The following is a 21,160-nucleotide window of genomic DNA, read 5'->3' as shown; positions in this document are numbered from 1 at the left end:
GAACCTCGCAGTCACGTCGCCATTTGCTAGCAAGCCTACGCACTAGCCGGAGGGCCACGTCCTCCGGGCTGAAGTGGAGAACGGCTCGGCGCTTCGCCCGGACCGCGTGGCGGTCCGGCTATTCTCTTGTTTTGTCTTCGCCGTTGCATGCGAAGGAAGCGGCAGCGGCGTTGGCAATGCTAGCAGTCCGTCAAGCCGCAAAGCGCTGTTGGATGTTGCCGGCGAGAACTGTTTAATCCGCCGCTCTGATCCTCTCGATACTTATTGCGTCCCAATCCCTCCGCGCCGCTCAGGAACCGCCGTTGTGAAATCGACTCTCGCGGTCGCGATGTTCGCTTCGGTTTGTGCGCTCGGTTGCGCCGCCGGCCGCGTGCCGCGGTTTGATCAATCGAACGGGAACTATGCGGCGGCCAGTCTAGATGGAGAGCCGCAGATCGAGCACGGTCGGCCGCACAGGTTCATCGATGGGGTCGGGTGGGTTTTCGGCATTCCCGAGAAGATTGCGCTCTGGGATCGCCGCGCCTCGAATCACGACGTCTCGCCCGAGACGGAAGAAAAGCTTGCCGAGTATCTCGCCGCCAACGGCATGGAATCGACGAAGGTCCGCATCAATCAATACGATCCCGGCGGGGAGTGGCGGCGGTTGGTGGACAACAAAAGCGTTGGCGCCGGTTGGCGCTATACGGTCGGCGCACTCCGTACGCTCGGTTACACGATTCTGCCGGGGCGCGTCTTTAGCGGGTTGGTCGGCGGCGACTCGTACAATCCATACTCCGACAGCATCTACGTCTACTCGGACATCCCCGCGATCGCCGTCGAACAAGGGGCACAAGCGAAGAACGTGCGCTGGCGAGAGCATCCCGGCACATACGCTTCGATCTATTCGCTCCCGGTGCTAACGCTCTTCCCAGGCAAGGCGGCAAAGAGCGAAGTTTACGAATATGTCGCGCTCAACGGCACGTACGACGAGCAACTCGCCGCGCGCGATGCCCTCTATCCGAAGTATGGAAGCGAGATTGGGGGACAAACGGCGTACCTGGTTCCCGGGTCGAGTCTCGTCTTCTCGCTCGCAGGCGCGGGATTGGGTCACGTGGTCGATGCCGTGACGCCGGCGCCAGCCGTGGGGGCCGAACCGTTTGCCCAGGCGGCGGCGAAGTATCAGCAACCGACGGAGCTGGCCGACGCCCCCAACGTGACCGCTTGGCCGAGCGCAGCGCCCGCCGGCGTGCCTGCTGCGACTCCTGCGATCGTGCCGGCGGCCGGGATTCGCCAGGCCGCCGCTGAAGAACCGTCCGTCGACGCCACCATCATGCGTTGAGCGCCATCGGCCATCGCGCAAAAGACCAGCGAGGCAAAGGTGCGCGCGTACCTGCATCGAACTTTGCGTCTTTAGCAGTCTTGCCGAAACGCCGCACTCTTCCTGGATCGCGATGCCAGCAGCGAATCGATCGTCGCAAAACTTCTGGTGCTCGCCGGGCCTCCTTGCTATTTTGAAGTCGTGGCGCTGAGCGCCATCCCCGCCCACCCGTTCGACCGCCAAGGCCGAACGTCCCGCCTTCGCAAAGCTTGCGACCCGCCAAAGGAGTAAGTCATGCGCACTTGCCTAGCTTTTGCCGCAGTCTGCGGCGTGTCATTCGGTTGCAGCGACCCCTTGCCGCTAACCGTTTCGTCCATTCGACCGCCGACGCCGGCCCCGTCGCCGCCCGCGAGGCCGCAACGGCCCGCAACAGTCTCGACCACGCGAGTTCTCGACGTGACCCAAGCCGCGAGCGAACCGCTAGACGTTAATACCATCAATCCCGTGAAGATGAGAACCGACGCGGGGTCCCGATCAGGCTTCAATCCATTCGCCAATTGAACCGCAATCGGCGGCGCCTCGGCTGGCGTCGTAGGCAAGACCGTGTGCCGTCAGCCCGCTTGCTGTTGCCGGATGGCGTAGCGGTGCGTCACGACGCGATAGCCATCGCCAAATTCAACCAGGATGTTACGCGGCCCTGGTCCGCGCCCCCGCACAATTACGCGACACGGTTCGTCCTTACGCCGTGCGAGCGTGGTTTTGACGCGCCACAGATGCGTAAAACGTTGCGACATGAACGATGCCTATTCGCCTGCCATGGTTCGCATCGCGCCCGGTTCAGCACCGAGAATAGAAATTGCTACGATGCAAGCGGATCGCGGTTGACGTCCTTGTAGTACAGATATCTCGCCGGCGTTTTGCCCATGGCGACGAACCATTGCGGACAGTAGGCGGCCATCCAGATGATATCGTCCTGCGAAACTGGATACCACGACTCGCCGAGGCGATAGACGCCCATCCCATCGAGCATCACGAGTCCATGCTCCATGACGTGGATCTCCACCTGCGGCAGCGTCGCGCCGGGATCGTAGGTGAAGACGTTCATCGCGAGGTCGAACCGCTCGTCGGTCGGCAGCAACGTTTGCAGCCGCGCGGCCGAGTCGCCCATGAATGGCGCCCCCTGGACATCAGTCGTCTTGCCGACCACGGCGTCGGGAAGTTCAAACGCGGCCTTTTGATAGCGTTTCTCGAACACGACGAGATTGCTCGCGGCAATCGCTTTCAGTTCATGCGGGCGGTCGGGCGGGAGGTAGGCGAACCCTTCGGCTTCAAGCTTATAGGACGCGCCTCCGGGAAGTTTTAGCGAGACTTGACCAGCGCGAACCCAAACCACGCGCTCCACTCCGTCGGCAGCGCCGGCGGTGAAGCCGCCTGGCTCAAGGGCGACGCTGGTCTGCGCGAAGCGAGCGCCCATTTGAGGCGAGATGTGGACGACTCCTTTGGCCCCGCGCCATCCGGGGAGGTCCTGCCACACCCAAGCGTCGGGCGTGATCAGAGCGTGCTGAGCTGTCACGCGACTGCGTGTCGTTCCAAAAACATCCATCGCTGCTTGGCTCATGGGGCGGACTGCGCTGTTAGTGTCACTGCCCCTCGGCAGCGATCATGCGGATGAAATGTACCAGCGATTCGATGCCAAGGGCCACATCGCTTTCTTTCACGGCTTCGAGAGGATGGTGGCTGACGCCTCCCGGACTACGGAGGAAGAGCATCGCCGACGGCGCCACGGCAGCGACAACGCCGGCGTCGTGACCGGCCCCGCTGACCATCCGTGGCGGCGTGCGGCTTGAGTGCGACGCCGCCGCGGAGAGCAATTCTTGAAGCCTCCCGTCCATCGCCACGGCCGCATGCTCGTGTTGCCGCTCCACGCGCATTGCCAGGTTCGCGTCGCGCGCCAATTCTTCCGCGAGCCCAACCAATTTATCTACGGCGGCCGTTCGGACGACGTCGACTTGATGTCGCACGTCGAGCGAAGCGGTGACGCACCGCGGAATGCAGTTCGGCACGTTGGGGTCGACGTTCAGTCGGCCGACGGTCGCCACGAGGCCCGGCGTCGACCGCGCCGTCTCCTCCACGGCAACGGCCCACCGACCAGCAATCGGCAGCGGGTCGTTCCGCAGATTCATCGGCGCCGTTCCGGCGTGGCCCCCCTCCCCTGCCCACTCGACCGTTAGCCTCGTTTGGCCCGCGATGGCTGTTACGATGCCGAGGGGTTCGTCGAGCGACTCGAGCAATGGGCCCTGCTCGATGTGGGGTTCGATGTAGGCGACGATCGAGTCGCGCGTTGCGCGGCAACCGTCGATTGCTGACGGGTCACATCCAAAGTGGCTGAGCGCCTGCGCGACGCTGATGCCATGTTCATCGCACAGCGCCAGCATTCCCATGCCGATCGCGCCGGCAAGCGCCCGGCTGCCGATGAAGGGCGTCCGAAAACGTACGCCCTCCTCTTCCGAAAACCCGATGACCTCCATCGCCCACGGCAACGCATGCTCCGACTCGCGGAGGGCTTCGATCACGGCAATCCCCATTATCACGCCGAGCGTGCCGTCGTATCTACCCGCATCGACGACGGTGTCGAGGTGCGAGCCGATCACGACCCGTCGGTGCGCATTGCACCCAGGCGTCAGGAACGTCCCGAGGAGATTGCCGGCGGCGTCGACCCGAACGCTCATGCCGGCCGCTTGCATCCACTCGGTGACACGTCGATGGGCGTCGCGCATCGCTGGAGAGCAAAACGTCCGCGTCAGGCGTCCGGATTCGTCGCTGAAGCGACCCAAGTCGTCGCAGCATTGCAGCACGTCGGCGGCAAGCCGCTGCCATAGCGAACGTTCATTGACCACAGGTTACCTAAAGCCGATAATTGGAGGGGTCGGGCGGTGCGAGCAGATTATAGTCATGGTCAGCGGTTTCCCAAAGTTCAGCCGGAAACCGAATGGCGTGACGATCAACAACCAGGTTCCCCTGTATTGCTCCGGCTATCTCGGCTGGGGGTCGAACGCCACACCTGCCCATGCGCGACCATCTTCTCCTGTTTATTAACGGCCAACGACACGAAGTCAGCGGTCGTGCTACGTTCGTGTCGCTGTCGGACTATTTGCGACTCCACTGCGGACTGATCGGCACGAAGATCGTTTGCAGCGAAGGGGACTGCGGCGCGTGTACAACGCTCGTTGGTCGGCCAGATTTCGCGCGAGGTGAGTTCCACTACGTCCCAATTGATTCGTGCATTCAGTTCCTCTTCCAGCTCGACGGCACGCACGTTGTTACGGTCGAAGGGCTCCGTCGCGACGGGACGCTCAATTCGGTGCAGCAGGCGATGGTCGACTGCCATGGCTCGCAGTGCGGCTTCTGCACGCCCGGGTTCGTGATGGCGATGACCGGCTTGTTGGAAGAACAGGAAACGGTCGACGAGAACGAGCTACGCACTGGCCTGACCGGCAACCTCTGCCGCTGCACCGGCTACACGCCGATCCTCGAGGCGGGGATGAAGTCCAACGACGCGGAGCATGAGCGACTAAACGAGCTCTATCCGGCGGCGCCGTTGCTTGCCGAGTTTGAAACGCTGCGCAACGAGCCACTGGCGCTGGCCGCCGAGTGGTTCGGCGAATCGCATGTCGCCGCTTGTCCCACGACGCTCGCGGGCGCCCTTGAGTTTCTCGCCCAGCACCCAACCGCCACCATCGTCGCCGGGGCCACCGATATTGGCGTCCGTATAAACAAGTCGGGACGCATCCCGCCGGCGATTCTCGATCTGAACCGGATCGCGGAGCTCGATCATGTAGGCGTCGGCAATGAAGAAATCACTGTAGGGGCGCGAGCTACGTGGACGGACATACTGATAGCAATCGCCAACGCACCACGTGTAGCAAGTCGAGGTAAGGACCACAGGCTCAGACCGATCCTTTCCGATCTGGCAGAAGTTAACGGTCACGAAGTGCCCGAGCAAGCAGCGCCTCGCCGTCACCGCCAAGATGGACTGGGAGAATTTGCCCGCGTCATCGCCACGTTCGGCGCTCGGCAAATCCGCAACGTCGGGACAATTGCCGGCAACATCGTCAACGCTTCACCCATCGCCGACTCCTTGCCGTTCTTATACGTTATGGACGCGTTCATCGTAATTGCGGGCAAGGATGACATGCGAGTGATTAATATCAACGACTTCTATCACGGCTACAAGCAAACAGATCTCAAGCCTGGCGAGTTGGTTATGGGCGTCCGGATCCCCCGCCCTAAGCACGACGACCTGCTACGACTTTATAAGGTTTCGCGTCGCCGCGATCTCGATATCTCTGGCTTCACCGCCGCCGTAAGGATGCAACTCGAAGGCGACGCGATTACACAGGCAAGCATCGCCTTCGGCGCCGTCGGCCCGACGGTGTTGCGAGCGAAGCAGACCGAACGCTTTCTCGTCGGCGAACCGCTCACGCTCGAAACGATGCAGACCGCCGGCGACATCGCGGTGAGCGAAGTGACGCCGATCGACGACGTCCGCGGCTCCGCCGAGTACCGCCGGCAACTGACGCGCAACGTGCTGCTGAAGTTTTACCACCAGACACAGGGCCACTTGGCTCCTGCATAGAAATACTTGAACCACGAAGGCACAAAGACACGAAGAAGACTGGAAGCAAGTGAAAGAATTAGCACCACTAATGAACGCTAAGTTGACGCTTATAAGTCAATTGTTTTCATTAGCGAAACATCAGCGTCAATCAGCGGTGCAAAGTCTTTTCTTCGTGCCTTAGTGCCTTCGTGGTTAATAGAACTAAAAAAAGATGCCTAGCGTTGGAACCACCATCCCGCATGACTCCGCCGTCGGTCATGTCACTGGCCAAGCCTACTACCTCGACGACGTGCCGTCGATCGCGGGGGAGCTGCACGTTGGGTTCTTGCCGAGCCCGATCGCCTGCGGCGCGCTCACCGGCATTGATGCGGCGGCCGCCCGCGCGATCCCCGGCGTCGTCGCCGTTTACACGGTTGCAGACGTTCCCGCTCATAACATGTTCGGCCCGCTGGCGGCCGACGAGCCGTTACTGGCCGACGGTCGGCTGCTTTACGTCGGTCAGCCGGTCGCCATTGTCGCTGCGGAGACTCGCGAGGCTCTCCACCGCGGCATCGCGGCGGTGAAACTTGCTTACGCCGAAGAGCCGCCGCTTCTCTCGCTGGAAGAATCCATCGACCAGCAGCGCTTCCTCGGCGTCGAACGCCGCATCGCGCGCGGCGGCGAGATCGAGGCGGAACTGGCCAAGGCGCCTCATCGGCTCAGCGGCACGTTCCACATCGGCGGGCAGGAGCAGTTTTATCTGGAGTCGCAGGCCGCGATCGCCTACCCGGGCGAAGAGGGCCAGATGGTCGTCCACAGCTCGACGCAGAACCCCACGGAGATTCAAACCGTCGTCGCCGAGATGCTCGGCGTCGGCTTTCACGACGTCGTCTGCGTCACGAAGCGGATGGGAGGCGGCTTCGGCGGCAAAGAGACGCAGGCGGCGATCCCCGCGATGATGGCGGCGCTCGTCGCCCGCAAAACGGGCCGCGCCGCGCGGGTGATCTTCGACAAAGACACCGATATGTGTTCGACGGGCAAGCGGCACCCGTATCTCGTCCGCTGGGCGGTCGGCTTCGAACGCGATGGCCGCATCCACGCGCTGAAGTACGAGTTCTTCTCTAACGGCGGCTGCTCGCTCGACCTGTCGCCGTCGATCATGGAGCGAACGCTGCTCCACGCCGACAACGCCTACTACATTCCCCACGCCGATTTCCGCGGCCGGATCTGCTTCACGAACCTGCCGTCGAACACGGCGTTCCGCGGCTTCGGCGGCCCGCAGGCGATGGCGGCGACCGAGAACATCATCGAGTCGATCGCCCAGCACCTAGCGCTCGACGCTTACGACGTGCGCCGCGCGAATGTCTACGGCGTCGCCGACCGCAATGTCACCCCTTACGGCCAGATTGTCGAGAAGAATCACCTCCCAGAGATCTTCGAGCAGCTCGCCGCCTCGTCGCAATACCACGCCCGCCGCGCGGAGATTGCCCGCCGCAACGCGAGCGATCCGCTCACTCTCCGCGGCCTCGCGCTCACCGGCATGAAGTTCGGCATCAGTTTTACCTCGAAGTTCCTCAATCAGGGAAACGCGTTGGTCAACCTCTACACCGACGGCACGGTGCAGGTCTCCACGGGCGGCACGGAGATGGGCCAGGGACTCAACACGAAGATCCGGCAGATGGTGGCCGACGAGTTCGGCCTCGACCCGTCGCGGGTGCGGCTGATGCCGACTTCTACCGAGAAGAACAACAACACGTCGCCTACCGCCGCGTCGGCCAGCACCGATCTCAACGGCGCCGCCGCAGTGCAGGCCTGCCAGCAGATCAAGCGCCGGCTGAAGAAGTTCGCCGCCGACCGGCTGTCCGATAAAGCGGAAGGACTCACGCCGTCGCCGCGGCATGTCGTCTTCGCCGAGAACGTCGTCTACGATCGCCGCCGCCCTGAAGTGCGGATCGCCTTTGGCCCGCTGTGCGACGAGGCCCGTCGCGAACGGGTCGATCTCGGCGCCCGCGGCTTCTTCGCCACGCCGGGGATCGACTTCAACCGTGAAACTGGCCGCGGCACCCCCTTTTTCTACTACACGCAAGGCGCCGCCGCCGTTGAGGTGGCGATCGACCGCTTCACCGGCGAGTTGACCGTCGCGCGAGCCGACCTGCTGATCGACATCGGCCGCTCGATCAACCCCGGCGTCGACCGCGGGCAGATCATCGGCGGCTTTATCCAGGGGATGGGCTGGGTAACCGCCGAGGCGCTCGAGTACAACGCCCAGGGAGCGCTGCTAAGCCACTCGCCGACGACCTACAAAATCCCCGCCGTCACCGACGTTCCTATCGACTTTCGCCTGGCGCTGTTCGATAACAACGATAACGTCCAAAACATCCGCCGCAGCAAAGCGGTCGGCGAACCGCCGCTGATGCTCGGCATTGCCGCCTGGACGGCGGTGAAGAACGCGTTGTCTTATGCGAACGCCGAGGCGGCGACTTTTCTGAGTTTACCGGCAACTGGAGAGGAGATATTGCGATGTCTCAGTTTTCAAGTTCCCAAGCATCCGGGTTCGCCCAAGACGGCGTCTCACACTTAACGAATGAGATTGCAAGATCCCTCGATGAAAACATTGGCCCAAGCTCGTTTCGGTTCAGCTTGCGGTCGTTGTTACTAACCACTACCGCCGTCGCATTGATTGTCTTCGGGCTTCGTACTGTTTGGCTTAGCGCACAATTGAATGCGACCTCCAATCGCATTACAAATTCGATGCGTCAGATCGAACTCGGCCTCAACAATTATGTTTCCGCTCGCGGATTCCGGGTGGCCAGTCAATCCACTGACGATGCTGGCGTGCCGCTTAGTAGTTGGCGTTGGCTGATAACTCCGCATGTCACTCAGCTTGATGGTGAAACCATGGAATGGAGTTATAGAGAATCGTGGAAGGCTCCTGCCAATCGCGACGTCAGAGAAATGCGTTTCGATGCGTATTGCATAAACCCGAATGCTAGCGACTGCAACACGAATATCTTCGCCATCGTCGGTGACGATACGGCAATTTCCTCAAACCTTACCGCTCATCAGCGTGAACTTCCTCCGGACGCGCTGATGATCATGGAGGTTGCCGATTCGGGAAAAAACTGGATGGAGCCCGGCGACTACGATGTTGATGAGTTGCTTGCCGCGAACGGCCGACTCAGCGACTCAGTGAAAGGGCTTCTCAACGATCGCATCCATGTCATGTTTGCGGACGGCGAAGTTTGGGCGCTCTCCTCCGACGCGCCGATAACTGCCCTCCACCCGTTTATGACAATTACCGGCGCGAAGAACGCCGATCGCGACGAACTCTTGGCTGCATGGCGAGTCAATTAAATGACGCAGCGGCGATGCGATTCTCTCCGGCGTGTCGTTAACCCCGACTACTTTTGCAGCGCCTTCAACACATCGGCCGCTTCCGCTCGGTCACCATGTGACTTGCTGATCTTGCGAAACGTCACCTTGCCCTCGCCATCGACGATGAACGTCGAGGGATACGCCGTTTCGTTCGGGGCCTCCCACCGCAAGCCAGCCGCGGTGACGAATTTGTGATCCGGATCGAGCACCAGCGTCAGCGGCGCGGGGAGTTCCGTTTGCTTCAGGAACTCTTGAGCCCGCTTCTCCAGTTCCTTCGCTTCGCCCGGGTAGACGAACACCACAGTCGCTTTCGCCTTCGCGAAGTCGTCGGCCAGCATTACATAGCCGCCGACTTGCCGCGTGCAGGCCGGGCATTGGTAACCGGGATAGCCGCGTAGCACGGCGACGACGACGGGGCCCTCCTTCAGCAGCTTCTTCAGTTCCACCTTCTCGCCGTTGAGCGATTGCAGCGTGAACATCTCCGCCGTCTCGCCGACGTTGGGCGGCGTCTTGGCGGCTGGCTCGGCTGATTCATCGGCGCGAGCCGTTCCGCACGCTACAGAAACGGCGAGCATTGCCACGAGGGCGCCAAAATTTGGCGGATAGAATCGCATCGGGTGACTCCTCGGTTAGACTGGCGATTGACCTATCTGACATTTTGTCGCACATGCGAAGTTAGACGATGCCCGCCCCGCACGGTTACATCGAACGTCTCGCCGAGCTCGCCGCCAGCGGCGTGCCGTTTGCCAGCGTGACGTTGGTCTATGCCGTCGGCAGCGTGCCGGCCGACGCGGGGAGCAAGATGCTGGTCACCGCCGCGGGGCTCGACTTCGGCACCGTCGGCGGCGGTCGCGTTGAAGCGAAGGCGATCGCCGAAGCCCAACTTCTCCTCCGCGAGCCGGGGGGTTCATCCCCTCGGCCATTCCTCCGTGAATGGAACCTCCAGCGCGACGTCGGCATGACCTGCGGCGGAGTCGTTAAGCTGTTCGTCGAGCTTTACAACCACGACCCATGGCAAATCGCACTGTTTGGGGCAGGCCACGTCGCGAGTGCGATGATCCACTGCCTGCTCCCCCTCCCCTGCCGTATCACTTGCATCGACTCGCGGGCTGATTGGCTGGCCAAGCTTCCCGACGACCCGCGGTTGAGCAAAGTTTGTACGGATAACTCGCCGGCCGAGGTGGCAGCGCTTCCTGAGAACGCCTTCGTTCTGTGCATGACAATGGGACACCGCACCGACCGCCCGATTCTGGAAGAGATTTTCCGCCAAGGGCGGCAGTTCCCGTATCTCGGCGTCATCGGCAGCGCGGCGAAGCGCGCCGTCCTGCAAAGAGAGCTGCGAGCGGCGGGGATCTCTCAGGAGCAAGCCGAGTCGTTTCACTGTCCGATCGGCCTACCGATCGGCGGCAATTTGCCGAGCGAGATCGCCATCAGCGTCGTCGCGCAACTGCTGCAGCAGCGCGACGTTTTGGCGCGCTAGCGGCGACAGGTTGGCAAACTCTAACGATAGCGCCGACGGCGCGATGTGCCCGATGGCGCATCTCCGCGAGCAGCCGCGAAAAACCTTCACGTTTATTCCGGCGGCGCCGTGCGACGATTAAATCCACAAAGTTGCTCGCTGATCGAGTCGAAAGTAGCGACAGCGATGGACGAAGTCGCATGGACGCCGATCGCGATGACTGCGGTTTTCCCGCCGCCGACACGGACGACACATAAGGAACCGTTCAGGATGAACGCCAAACTTTCAGCCGCATTCGCGGCTCTCGCGCTAGGTTTTCCGCTTGCCGACGTTGCCGCTGACGAGACGATGCCGTCAGTCGTCGCCGAGCATGAGTCGGGGCTTTCGCCTTACGAATACCAAGAGGCGTCGTCCATCGCCGATCAGATCCAAGTCGCCGATGCATCATGCCAAGTCAGCTGCTCGAACGTGGCGTGCAAAAATGCTTGCCTGCCGAATATCCTCTGCGGCTTGGTTATGCCGTCGGATCATTGCTTCGACAGCTTCATCAGCCCAATGACGAACCCGGTCTTTTTCGAAGACCCGCGCCAGCTTACTGAAGTCCGCGGCATCTTCCTGCAACACAAGGTGCCGCTGGCGGCGGGCGGCGGCGACGTGCAGCTCTACGCGGCCCAAGCGCGGGCCCGCATTACCGAGCGGCTGTCGATCATTGCCACGAAGGACGGCTACATCGTTTCACAGAACCCGCTGATCGCCGACGGCTGGGCCGACGTGGCCGCCGGCCTGAAATATACGCTTTACTCCGATGCGGCCACGCAGCGACTGTTGAGCGGCGGCCTGACCTACGAGATTCCGGCCGGCACGCCCCGCACGCTGCAAGGCAACGGCGACGGCGAGTTCCACCTCTTCCTCAGCGGCGGCGCCGAGATTTTCGATTACGGCCACGTCGTCAGCGGCTCGGGCTTCCGCCTGCCGTCTGATAGCCATGCCGAAAGCCAGATGTGGTATTGGTCGAATCACCTCGACTACCAAGTGCTGCAGAACTGGTACCTGCTCACCGAGTACAACTGGTATCACTGGATGAAGTCGGGCGACAATACGGCTTTGGCCGGGGTCGAGGGCGGCGACCTGTTCAACTTCGGCTCTACGGGGGTCGCAGGCAACGACATCGTGACCGGAGCGTTCGGCGCCAAGTACAAGCCGAATCGGCACGTCGAGATCGGCGTCGCGTGGGAACTGCCACTCACCGAACGCAGGGACATTCTTGAGAACCGGCTCACGGTCGACGCCATTCTGCGGTACTAGCGGATCGCGCCGGTTCCAAAGCGGTCCGCCGTGGATTGAAGAGAGGCGAGCAAAGGGCGGACTGGTCGCTGAAGCGACCAGTCCGATGGGACGTCAGGACGAGCGCGTCGGGGTGAGCGCATCGGAAGCCCCTTTGGCGTGAGACCTGACTCACCGCCGACCTTGATGGCCTCTGCCAACTCCACCTCCACCTCCACCGCCGCCGCTGCGAAACGCTGAGCCCCCGCCGTCGCTGCTGCTGCCGTGACTCCGCTGCATCGATAGGCCGGCTCCGCCGCCGCTGAACGACGAACCGCGAAATGACCGCATCTCGGTTCCAGCGCTGCCTGGGCCGCGACCGATTGGCTGCCCGCCGCCGGCGCCGCCGGCCGCGTTGAACGCGCCGCTGCTTCGCAACGATCGCGTGTCACCGCCGCTCGGCAACCCACGCAACGCCGGCCCTCCACTGCTCCCCTGGTTTGTGCGAGGCTGTCCAGGCGACGAGTCGCCGCCGGGAACCTGCAGGTTTCGCGAGCGGAACTGCATCTCGGGCGGCCGGCTGACATTGCCAGGCGTCGGCAAGCGATTCTGCGGCATTTCGACCCGCGCACGACCCTCTAGCGTTCGACCACTTCCCTGCGGGAAGGCCGAACTGCCGTCGAGGTTTAGCTGCCGTCGCAGATCGTCCGCACGAACGACGCCGCCGCGCGAACGAGACGCTTCGGCATCGCTACCGGGCCCATTGGGCGTCAGCGTGCGTCCACTGCGAAAAAGGTCGCCGCGATCGTTGGCGCCGCCAGTAACGGCTCGGTTCGGCAATGCGTCGATCCCGCCAGGCAACGACGAACGGCCATTGCCGGTCATCGGCGGCGCGTCGCCGCGTCGCAACTGCCGTTGTAAGTCTTCAAACTTAACGCCGTTCATCGAGCGACCATGGTCGGCGCCGTTCGAGAGCGAACGGTTGCCACCCTGAGCGTTGGATTGGCCATCGCTCCCCTGGCCGCGGCCGACGAAACGGGGACCGGCGGCGACGTTGCCTCCGACCGTGGGCACTTTGGCCGTAGTTCGGGTTACCGGCGGCAATTTAAATGTCGCATTCCCTCCGGTCGCGGAATCGCCAATCTCAAGTTTCCGGCCGCCGCTGCGGATCACATCGCGATCTACTAGGCCTGCCAATTTGCCGGAACCTTCCGCCCCACCCGGCCGTCCGTCGCCATTGCCATCGTCTGCTTGGCGCCCTTGCTGTCCGAACTTCCGATTCTTCAACTCGTCGACGTTCAAATTTCCGCCGACGTTGTGCAGATGGTTTTGCGCCTGCAGCCGCGAGTCGCGGATGTTTTTGAATTGATCGATCTGCTGCCGCGAACGATCGAGGTCAACCTTCGACACCTGCTGCAGCTTGACGTCCCCGATTTGCTGGCGCTGGCGGATGTCGGCCTGCGTCACGAGTTGATTTCGGTGCGGTGCGTTCCCCGGACGATTGAAGTCTTGCTGGAAGCGATCGAAATCGCGGCGGTAGTTGTTGGCCCAATCGTCGCGGTTCCGGCCATCGTGCCAGCGATGATACGAACAGAATGGGTCGTACCCGCGGCCGCCGCCATTTTGCCACCAGGGGCGATAGTTGTTGTTCCAGTTGCCGTGGCCGAAGTAATAGTGGTGGTGGTGGCGATTGAGAAATAGCGCCGACAGCAACAAACTTGAGTTGATGGCGTTGTACGGGCGATAGCCCCAACCGGGAACGCCCCACACCGGTCGCGACCACCAGACCGGCGCGTAAGCCAAGCCGCGGTAAGCGAGCAAGTAGTCCCAGTAGCCGGAGACGAAAATGACGCCGCCCGGGGTGTAGCAGTAACGGTCGGGGATCCAGACCCAGTTGGGCTGGCCGGCATACCAGTAGCCCGCGCGCCACCCGTAGGCGCCGTTGTTCCAAAGCCAGCAGCCAGGAACCCAGAAGTAATTGGCCGCCGGCGCGGGGCTGGATGGTCCCGCCTCCACCGTCTCCGGCGGCAGCGGCAACATTTGCACTTCTTGCACCTGTTCGCCAGCCCAGAAGCCGGGAACCCATTGGAAATCGCCGCCGCCCAGCGCCGTCCAGTTTCCGGGCACCCAGCGCCGCCCGGGCGGAATGTCACGCCAGACGCCGCTCACCCAAATGAAATCGTTCTGTTGATCCGACCACATCCAGTAGCCGGGGATCCACTCAACGTTCTGACCTTCGGGACGCACCTCCGGCACCAACTCATTAATTGGTTCGGGCGGTTCGCGCTTGATGACAATCCCTTGATCCGCCTCTAGCACGACCGCTTCGGCGAACGCTTCGTGAATCGGCCCCTGATCGAGTACCTGCATGCCGTCCTGACCGTTGGGAGCTGGCAGCGCATTCTGCGGCTGGGCGATCGCGGGCGCAGCGGGCGGCGCAGGGACCTGACCAAGGGAGGTGTTTGCAATGAGCAAACTGGTCGCGACGACAGACAGTCCATTCAACTTCCAAGAAGATGAAGATGATTTGGCGAGCATGGCGAGATCCCCGTCCTCGGGAGCTTTGTAAGCATTGCAACTCGCGGAGACGCCCAGTGCGGCTCGGAGCCGCCATGGATGCGAGAGAGCGGAGAATATCGTCGTGAGCTTAAGAGACTCCGCCGCAACTATATTATGCAAACAGTGCGCCAACTTTCTAATCTCGACGCGAACTGAGACGAATTGAACGCCGACAGGGCCGTTGCACGCGCATTGCAAACGTGCGGCGCGTATCGCTACCGCAGCACATGTCGTCACTTTGGAGGAGAAAGGGGGCGCGCAAACAAGGCGACCCAACCGGTCACTTTGCGGCGGACTCAAACTTGTAGATCCCGCCCTCTTGCGTCGAGAAGTACGTCTCGCCGTCGTCATCCTCACCAAAGGTGAAAATCGGGGTGCCCTTTTCCAGAATCAGGCGATTGGCTGTCGCCTGCTTCGTCGTCTCGTCGACCCACAGCGCATAAACCTGCCCAGTCGTGAGATCGCCGTAGAGGTAGGCGCCGGCGAGCTCCGGAACTTTGTTCCCTCGGTAGACGTTGCCGCCGGTGATCGACTTGCCGAGGTCGTGGTGGTAGTCCCACACCGGTTCAATCAGCTCGGCCCGCGGGTCGCTGCCGTTGTCGCCGAACTTGTGGAAGCCTTCGCGGAGATTCCAGCCGTAGTTGCCCCCCTTTTCGATGACGTCGATCTCTTCCCACAGGTCCTGGCCGACGTCGGCCGCCCAGAGCGTCCCGGTCTGCCGATCGAACGCCATCCGCCAGATGTTGCGAATGCCGTAGGCCCAGTTTTCGCCGCGCGCGTCCTGGCGACCGACGAACGGATTGTCTTTCGGGATGGCGTAGTTCAAGCCTGGGTCTTTGCGGTCGACGTCGATCCTTAGGATCTTGCCGAGGAGCGTGTTGAGATTCTGGCCGTTGCCGTGCGGGTCGCGGCCCGCGCCGCCGTCGCCCATGCCGACGTAGAGGTAGCCGTCGGGGCCGAAGACGATCGTGCCGCCGTTGTGATTCCAGTAGGGTTGCGGAATCTCCATGATGATTTCCTCGCTCGCCGGATCGGCCTTGTTGGGGTCGTCCTTCGAGACGCGGAAGCGGGAGATGATCGACTTGCGGTCCTTTTCGTTCTTGTAGTCGTTCGTGTAGTAAACGAAGAACTCGCCGTTCTCTTTGAACTTCGGATGGAAGGCCATCCCGAGGAAGCCTTCTTCGTTTTCGGCCGGTGCGGCGTAGTGGAGGCGATCGGTGATGTCGAGGAAGGTCTTCATCTCCTCGACCTGCGGATCGTTTTCGATGACGTGAATTCGGCCTGGCTGCGTGGCGATGAAGAGCCGCCCGCTGCCGTCGCCTGCGCCGGTGACCACGATGGGACGTAGCTCCTTGGGCTTTCCTTCGTCGGCGCCGGTCGCTATGTCGGGCCACTGGAGATTCGGGAAGGCTTCGACCACCTTCACCGACTTGAGCGGCGTCTGGTCGACCTGCGAGCCATCAACTTCGGCGGCGGCGTAGGGGGCGACGCCGATGGCGACGAGACAGACAATCGCGGGGATAAACTTCACGGGGTGGATCCTCATCAGGAGATTCAGGATTTCGTTGGTTGTGTTCGCTACCCGCCGATTTGGTACATCGCCCGCTGGGGCTGATGAAAATCGCTCTGACCGATGCCGTGGGCGGCGGCCTTCGCGGCGACGGATTCGCGGACCAGAGCCCGCAGATCGTCGTCGCTGCCCCCCTGCCGTAAGACTCGGCGGGCGTCCCACTCGACGGCCGAGAAGAGGCAGTTTCGCACTTGTCCTTCCGCCGTCAAGCGGAGGCGGTTGCAATCGCCGCAGAACGGCTCGCTGACCGGATTGATGAATCCGATGGAACCCCGTCCGTCGGCAAACTCAAAGTCGACGGCGGGTTGGCTCGGATTGCTTCGCGGGGCTGGAATTAGCGGGCCCCAGCGATCCTCGACGGTGCGGCGAATGTCGGCGCCGGTGAGAAGCTGATCGTTCGACCAGTGGTGTTCGGCATCGAGCGGCATGAACTCGATGAATCGCAGCTCCAGGCCGCGGTCGCGGGCGAATTCGGCGAGCGGGAAGATTTCGTCCTCGGTCAGCCCGCGAATGGCAACGGCGTTCAGGCGGATCTCTTCGAAGCCGGCGTCTTGGGCGGCGGCGATTCCGGCTAGAACTCGATCAAGGCCCTGGCGGCGGGTGATTTGCTCGAACACCTCCTCGCGAAGGGTGTCGAGGCTGATATTCAGCCGCTGCAACCCAGCGGCCTTCAACGGGGCGGCTTGTTCATCGAGCAGCATGCCGTTCGTCGTTAGCGCTAAATCTCGTAACCCTGGAATCGCGGCCAGCCGTTCAACCAATCGCGGCAGGTCGGCCCGCACGAGCGGTTCGCCGCCGGTGAGCCGCAGCTTGTCGATCCCCATGGGCGCGAGCGCGCGAACAAAGGCCTCGATCTCTTCGAAGGTGAGCAACTCCGCGCGCGGACGAAAGACGACGCCTTCAGCCGGCATGCAGTAGAAGCAGCGGATGTTGCAGCGATCGGTAACGCTGATGCGCAGGCTGGTGTGCCGGCGGCCGAATGAATCGACCAGGGGCGCAGGCGACGAGGTCGTTAGCGCGTCGCTCGATCGTGTTGGAACTACAGTCGACATCGCCGCCACGACTCCGAATCAGCGCCGCCCATGTCGGGTGCGGACGCTAGCCCGCCGCTAACGGGGGTTAATTTGAACGGTTCGTTGGACCTACTGCATCGTCCGTTGAGTGCTGGGGATGGACCCACTCCGCTCCGCCATCGGCCCAACGCTCCTGCTTCCAAATCGGAACGTCTTCCTTTAGCGCATCAATCAACCACCGACCGGCCTCGAACGCTTCACCGCGGTGCGGACTGCTGACCGCAATGGCCACGCTTGCCTCGGCGAGCGTCACGTCGCCCAGGCGATGCACGATGTTGCAGCCGACCAACGGCCAGCGCTCGCGGGCATGCTGTTCGAGTCGCTCCAGTTCCCTGACCGCCATTTCGCGATAGGCCTCGTAGCTGAGCGCTGCAGTCTCACGTCCGTTCGTGAATTGCCGGGTGATTCCCAGAAACAACACGACCGCACCCGCTTCCGGTTGCTGAACCGATTTCAGCAGTGCGGAGACGTCGATCGGGTTGTCCGTCAATTGAATCACGTCGCACTCGTCATCAATGTTCTTCGGCCAGCCGACTCAGCCACCGCTTACCGGCGGAATCAATGCCGCGACGTCGCCCTGCCGTAGCCGCGTCGTATCGCTCGCATACTCTTCATTCACGGCGATCAGCGAGCGCGCGGCCAGGGACGCCAGCTGCGGCGCCGCAGCGATTAGCGCCATTCTTAGTTGGCCAATGCTCGCATCCGCGGGCAATGTCAGCTCCATTTGGTCGCCGCCCACTAGCTCCCTCGCGGCGGCGAACAGCTTTACCGTGAGCTTCATCTTACTACCAGTTCCTGCGCGGGACTATCAATCAACTTTTCCAGTTCCGGCATCAGCCCGTAGGCCAATGCGACCACTTTGACCGGGTGGAGCGTCGCCATCGGCGCTCCCTGCTCCATTTGGACGCGGCACGTGCTGCACTCGGTAACGCCAATTCGGTAACCGCCGGAGCGCAACTCATTGATGAGCGGCAGCCCGATACGCAGGCTGGTGCGATAATTCTGCTTCTGGAAGCCGAATAAACCGGCTGCACCGCTACAACCCTTTTCGATCAATCGCACGTCGAGTTGCGGGATGAGGCCGAGTAAATTGACGCTCGGCGCACCGACCTCCAATGCCTTGACGTGGCACGGGGTGTGGTACCCGACGCTCATCGGCAGGGGCTGGAAGTCAAGCCGCAGGCGTCCCTTCTGGTGGAGCCGCCACAGGTATTGCGTGGCTTCCATGGCATTTTCGGCAACGAGCCGCACATCTGAATCATCTCCGAGGAGATGGGCGTACTCGTGGGTCAGCGCTAAGATTGCTGAAGGCTCCGTCGAGACAATCGTATATCCCTGTCGGACCGCTTCGGAGAGAAGCGCGACATTTCGCTCGGCCAGCAACCGCGCGGGGCCGAGCGCGCCTTGCGAGATCATCGGCATTCCCGCCTCGTACTGCCGATCGGGAATGTAAATGGAGACGTTATTGTGCTCCAGCACTGCCACAAGCGCCTTGACGAGTTGCTGGTCGCAGAAGTTCGCGAACGTGTCGACGAACAGCAGGACTTTGTCGCCTGGGACGCGATTTGGCTTGGCGTACCGCTCTTGCGTCGCTGATTCCAGAAACGGACCCCGCTGAAAGCGCGGCAGTTTTCTGCCTTGCGCGATGCCCAACGTCCTCTCGATGACCCAGCGCGCCACGCGGCTGCGGATGGCCCAGTTGGCCAGATTTGGGAACCGCGAGGCATACCCGCACAACACGTCGATGTTCGTCACGAACCAGTCGTGGAGCCGCAGCCCATTGGTGGCGACGTATGCGCCCTTGGCTTCGGCCATCATTTTTGGCACGTCGACGTTTGCCGGACACTCGAGTCGGCACATATGGCAGTGGACGCAAAGATCGCACACTTCCTTGAGCGCATCGTCGAGCACGATGCCAGCCGGCAACGAGCCTGTCAGAATCCCGCGCGCGAGATTCGCCTTCGCGCGCGGGGACGCCTCTTCGCGCGGCGCCGGCCGAAACGTCGGACACATGCGCGACCCTTCGCTCTGCGTCCGGCAGGCGCCGCAGCCGTTGCACATTCGAGCGGCGTAGGTCATTTCGTCGGGGCGCCAATCCAACTGCAATTGAATCACGCTTAAGGCTGAACGCGGCGTCGCGGTGGCTGGCGGGCTATCATCGACTTCGATTCGCTCCAGCAGCGGATAGTTCACTCGCCGCAGCGGCGCCTCCGCCGGCACCCCCTCGGCCGGAATTTTTTTCCCGGGATTGAGAATGCCGCGCGGGTCGAACAGTTCCTTCATCTCGCGGAATGCCGCCATCAACGGGCCATGTTGGCCCGCCGCGTACGGCGTGCGGCTATAACCCTCGGCATGCTCACCGCTAATCGTGCCGCCCACCTCCCAGGTGAACCCGTACAACTCCTCCGCGAGCTCGCGCAACTTCGCCACGTCCTCAGGATCGGTAAGATCAATGAACGGCCGGATGTGAAGTTGTCCATGGGCCGCGTGGCCAAAGATCGACGCCGTCACCTGGTGCTTGCGGAGCGTTTCAAGCGCCCGTTGCAGGAAGTTTGGCAACGCCGCAGGGGGAACGGCAATATCCTCGACGAACGGCACCGGGCGCGACGAGCCGCGCAGCCGATAGAGGGTCGGCACATACCGCCGCGCGAGTTGCCACAACATCTGGCTGTCGTACGGATCGAGCGCCAAGTGGGAACTTGACGCCAGCCTGCGTTGGTCGACCAGCAAATGCTCCAATTCTCTCAAATGCTGCCGCACCTCGTCGTCCGAGTCGCCGCCGCATTCGATCAGTAGCACGGCTTCCGCTTCGGCGGGAATGAGAAACTCGTAACGAGGGTCCATCTCGCGGGCGAGGCTCAGATGCCGGCGATCCATCAGATCGCACGCCCGCAACATGTGCATCGAGAGTTCTGCCGCCGCTTGCGCCGCCGCCGAAAGCGATGTGAAAAAAAGCACCATGCTGCCCGTGTGCGCCGGTATCGGCGCCGTGGCGACGGCGATCTCCGTCGTCAGCGCCAGCGTCCCCTCGCTGCCAACCAGCAGTGCGGCCAGGTCGATCGGCCCTTCGCCGGGAGCGGCGCTGCCGCGCAGGTTGTGCAGGTGATACCCGCTGCGGTCGACTAGACTGCGCACGCGCCGCTCGGCGATCGCATGCTCGTGGCGTGTGAGAATGTCGGCCACTCCGGCGGCTAGTGCTTCGCCCGGCTGGTCGCGGCGATCGGCGTTCGCATCGGGAACATGTCGTGCAAGCCGCGCGATCTGCCCATCGGCCAGGACGACTTCGAGATCGCGGACATGGCTCCTCGTTGACCCGTATACGGGCCATCGGCTTCCCGAAGCGTCGAGGGCGACGACGCTTCCCATCGTGGTGACTTCGATGCCGGCCGGATCGGGCCCGAAAATCCGACCGGATCGGGCGAGCCGCTCGTTGAGTTGCGCGAGCACCACCCCTGGCTGCACCACGGCATAGTCGTCGCCGACCGCGACGATCCGGCGCATGTGCTTCGAGAAATCAACGACGATGCCGCGGCCGAGCGAATCTCCGGCCAAACCAGTTCCCGCCCCGCGCGGGTAGAGGGGGATGCCCCGCTCCGCGGCATACCGCACAATGGCGGCGACGTCGTCGCGGTGTCGCGGCAGCGCCACGCCGAGCGGGGGAATCTCGAAGATACTCGCATCACTCGCATACATCTGGACGAACAAGTCGTCGCAGTGGACGTCGCCGTCGAGCTGGCCCCTCAGGTCGTCTCGGATGCGAATCTGTTCAGCGTCCATTGGCGAGCGAGGGGCGTCTAACCGTGTGCAAACTAATGCGTAACCGCTGGGGCACAAAGACTCGAAGGAAGCACGAAGGCGATGCTAGCGAGAAGCCAAATTGACAAAATAGAAATAACGAATTGCAGAGGCATGTTTCGTTGCACTTTTTAAGTTCGTGCCTTTTCTGCGCCTTTGTATCTTGGTGGTT

At 62.4% G+C, this 21,160-nt stretch carries 16 protein-coding genes; 6 read left to right on the top strand and 10 right to left on the bottom strand.

Going from position 1 to position 21,160, the window contains the following annotated elements; translation table 11 throughout:
• The first annotated feature begins 304 nt into the window (after positions 1-304).
• Positions 305-1,318 carry a hypothetical protein gene (locus I41_RS10005; protein ID WP_145432411.1) on the top strand — a complete coding sequence of 338 codons (1,014 nt, stop codon included), beginning with the start codon at positions 305-307 and terminating at the stop codon, positions 1,316-1,318.
• Positions 1,319-1,908: 590 nt separating this feature from the next.
• Here I41_RS10005 and I41_RS10000 read toward each other — a convergent pair.
• From I41_RS10000 to I41_RS09990, 3 genes are all read right to left on the bottom strand, one after another.
• Entirely contained in the window at positions 1,909-2,091 is a 183-nt protein-coding gene (locus tag I41_RS10000; RefSeq protein WP_145432410.1) for a hypothetical protein, read from the bottom strand.
• A gap of 65 nt (positions 2,092-2,156) precedes the next feature.
• Complete coding sequence (allE, locus tag I41_RS09995) at positions 2,157-2,900, bottom strand: (S)-ureidoglycine aminohydrolase (protein ID WP_145436310.1); 744 nt, start codon at positions 2,898-2,900, stop codon at positions 2,157-2,159.
• Positions 2,901-2,937: 37 nt separating this feature from the next.
• Positions 2,938-4,194, bottom strand: a complete 1,257-nt coding sequence (locus tag I41_RS09990) for an allantoate amidohydrolase (RefSeq protein WP_145432409.1) — start codon at positions 4,192-4,194, stop codon at positions 2,938-2,940.
• A gap of 170 nt (positions 4,195-4,364) precedes the next feature.
• On the opposite strand from I41_RS09990, the gene I41_RS09985 reads away from it, so the two are divergent.
• From I41_RS09985 to I41_RS09975, 3 genes are all read left to right on the top strand, one after another.
• The gene (locus I41_RS09985) at positions 4,365-5,933 is read left to right on the top strand and encodes a xanthine dehydrogenase small subunit (protein WP_145432408.1); all 1,569 of its coding nucleotides are present in this window, start codon (positions 4,365-4,367) and stop codon (positions 5,931-5,933) included.
• Between the two features lie 193 nt (positions 5,934-6,126).
• Positions 6,127-8,475, top strand: a complete 2,349-nt coding sequence (gene xdhB, locus I41_RS09980; protein WP_145432407.1) for a xanthine dehydrogenase molybdopterin binding subunit — start codon at positions 6,127-6,129, stop codon at positions 8,473-8,475.
• The gene (locus I41_RS09975; protein ID WP_145432406.1) at positions 8,415-9,248 is read left to right on the top strand and encodes a hypothetical protein; all 834 of its coding nucleotides are present in this window, start codon (positions 8,415-8,417) and stop codon (positions 9,246-9,248) included. Before xdhB ends, I41_RS09975 begins: the two co-directional genes overlap by 61 nt.
• 47 nt (positions 9,249-9,295) lie before the next feature.
• On the opposite strand, the gene I41_RS09970 is transcribed toward I41_RS09975, so the two are convergent.
• Positions 9,296-9,883, bottom strand: coding sequence for a peroxiredoxin family protein (locus I41_RS09970; RefSeq protein ID WP_145432405.1), 588 nt, complete (start codon positions 9,881-9,883; stop codon positions 9,296-9,298).
• 68 nt (positions 9,884-9,951) lie between these two features.
• Here I41_RS09970 and xdhC point away from each other — a divergent pair, with 68 nt between their 5' ends.
• Positions 9,952-10,749, top strand: coding sequence for a xanthine dehydrogenase accessory protein XdhC (gene xdhC, locus I41_RS09965; RefSeq protein ID WP_145432404.1), 798 nt, complete (start codon positions 9,952-9,954; stop codon positions 10,747-10,749).
• A gap of 249 nt (positions 10,750-10,998) precedes the next feature.
• Positions 10,999-12,033, top strand: coding sequence for a hypothetical protein (locus I41_RS09960; RefSeq protein WP_246133852.1), 1,035 nt, complete (start codon positions 10,999-11,001; stop codon positions 12,031-12,033).
• Positions 12,034-12,183: 150 nt separating this feature from the next.
• On the opposite strand, the gene I41_RS09955 is transcribed toward I41_RS09960, so the two are convergent.
• From I41_RS09955 to I41_RS09930, 6 genes are all read right to left on the bottom strand, one after another.
• Positions 12,184-14,529, bottom strand: coding sequence for a hypothetical protein (locus I41_RS09955; RefSeq protein ID WP_145432403.1), 2,346 nt, complete (start codon positions 14,527-14,529; stop codon positions 12,184-12,186).
• 301 nt (positions 14,530-14,830) lie between these two features.
• Positions 14,831-16,081 carry a PQQ-dependent sugar dehydrogenase gene (locus I41_RS09950; RefSeq protein ID WP_210421145.1) on the bottom strand — a complete coding sequence of 417 codons (1,251 nt, stop codon included), beginning with the start codon at positions 16,079-16,081 and terminating at the stop codon, positions 14,831-14,833.
• A 47-nt stretch (positions 16,082-16,128) separates the two neighbouring features.
• Positions 16,129-17,172: a GTP 3',8-cyclase MoaA gene (gene moaA, locus I41_RS09945; RefSeq protein WP_145432401.1), complete on the bottom strand. Its 1,044-nt coding sequence runs from the start codon at positions 17,170-17,172 to the stop codon at positions 16,129-16,131.
• 67 nt (positions 17,173-17,239) lie between these two features.
• Complete coding sequence (locus I41_RS09940; protein ID WP_145432400.1) at positions 17,240-17,692, bottom strand: molybdenum cofactor biosynthesis protein MoaE; 453 nt, start codon at positions 17,690-17,692, stop codon at positions 17,240-17,242.
• A 36-nt stretch (positions 17,693-17,728) separates the two neighbouring features.
• The gene (locus I41_RS09935) at positions 17,729-17,974 is read right to left on the bottom strand and encodes a MoaD/ThiS family protein (protein WP_145432399.1); all 246 of its coding nucleotides are present in this window, start codon (positions 17,972-17,974) and stop codon (positions 17,729-17,731) included.
• Positions 17,971-20,970 (bottom strand): FAD-binding and (Fe-S)-binding domain-containing protein, encoded by a 3,000-nt coding sequence (locus tag I41_RS09930; protein WP_145432398.1) that lies wholly within the window; start codon positions 20,968-20,970, stop codon positions 17,971-17,973. The genes I41_RS09935 and I41_RS09930 overlap by 4 nt, the downstream gene beginning before the upstream one ends.
• Positions 20,971-21,160 lie beyond the last annotated feature (190 nt).

Source organism: Lacipirellula limnantheis (genome assembly GCF_007746075.1).
Lineage (GTDB): Bacteria > Planctomycetota > Planctomycetia > Pirellulales > Lacipirellulaceae > Lacipirellula > Lacipirellula limnantheis.
This window is presented reverse-complemented; position numbering and strand designations above follow the sequence as displayed.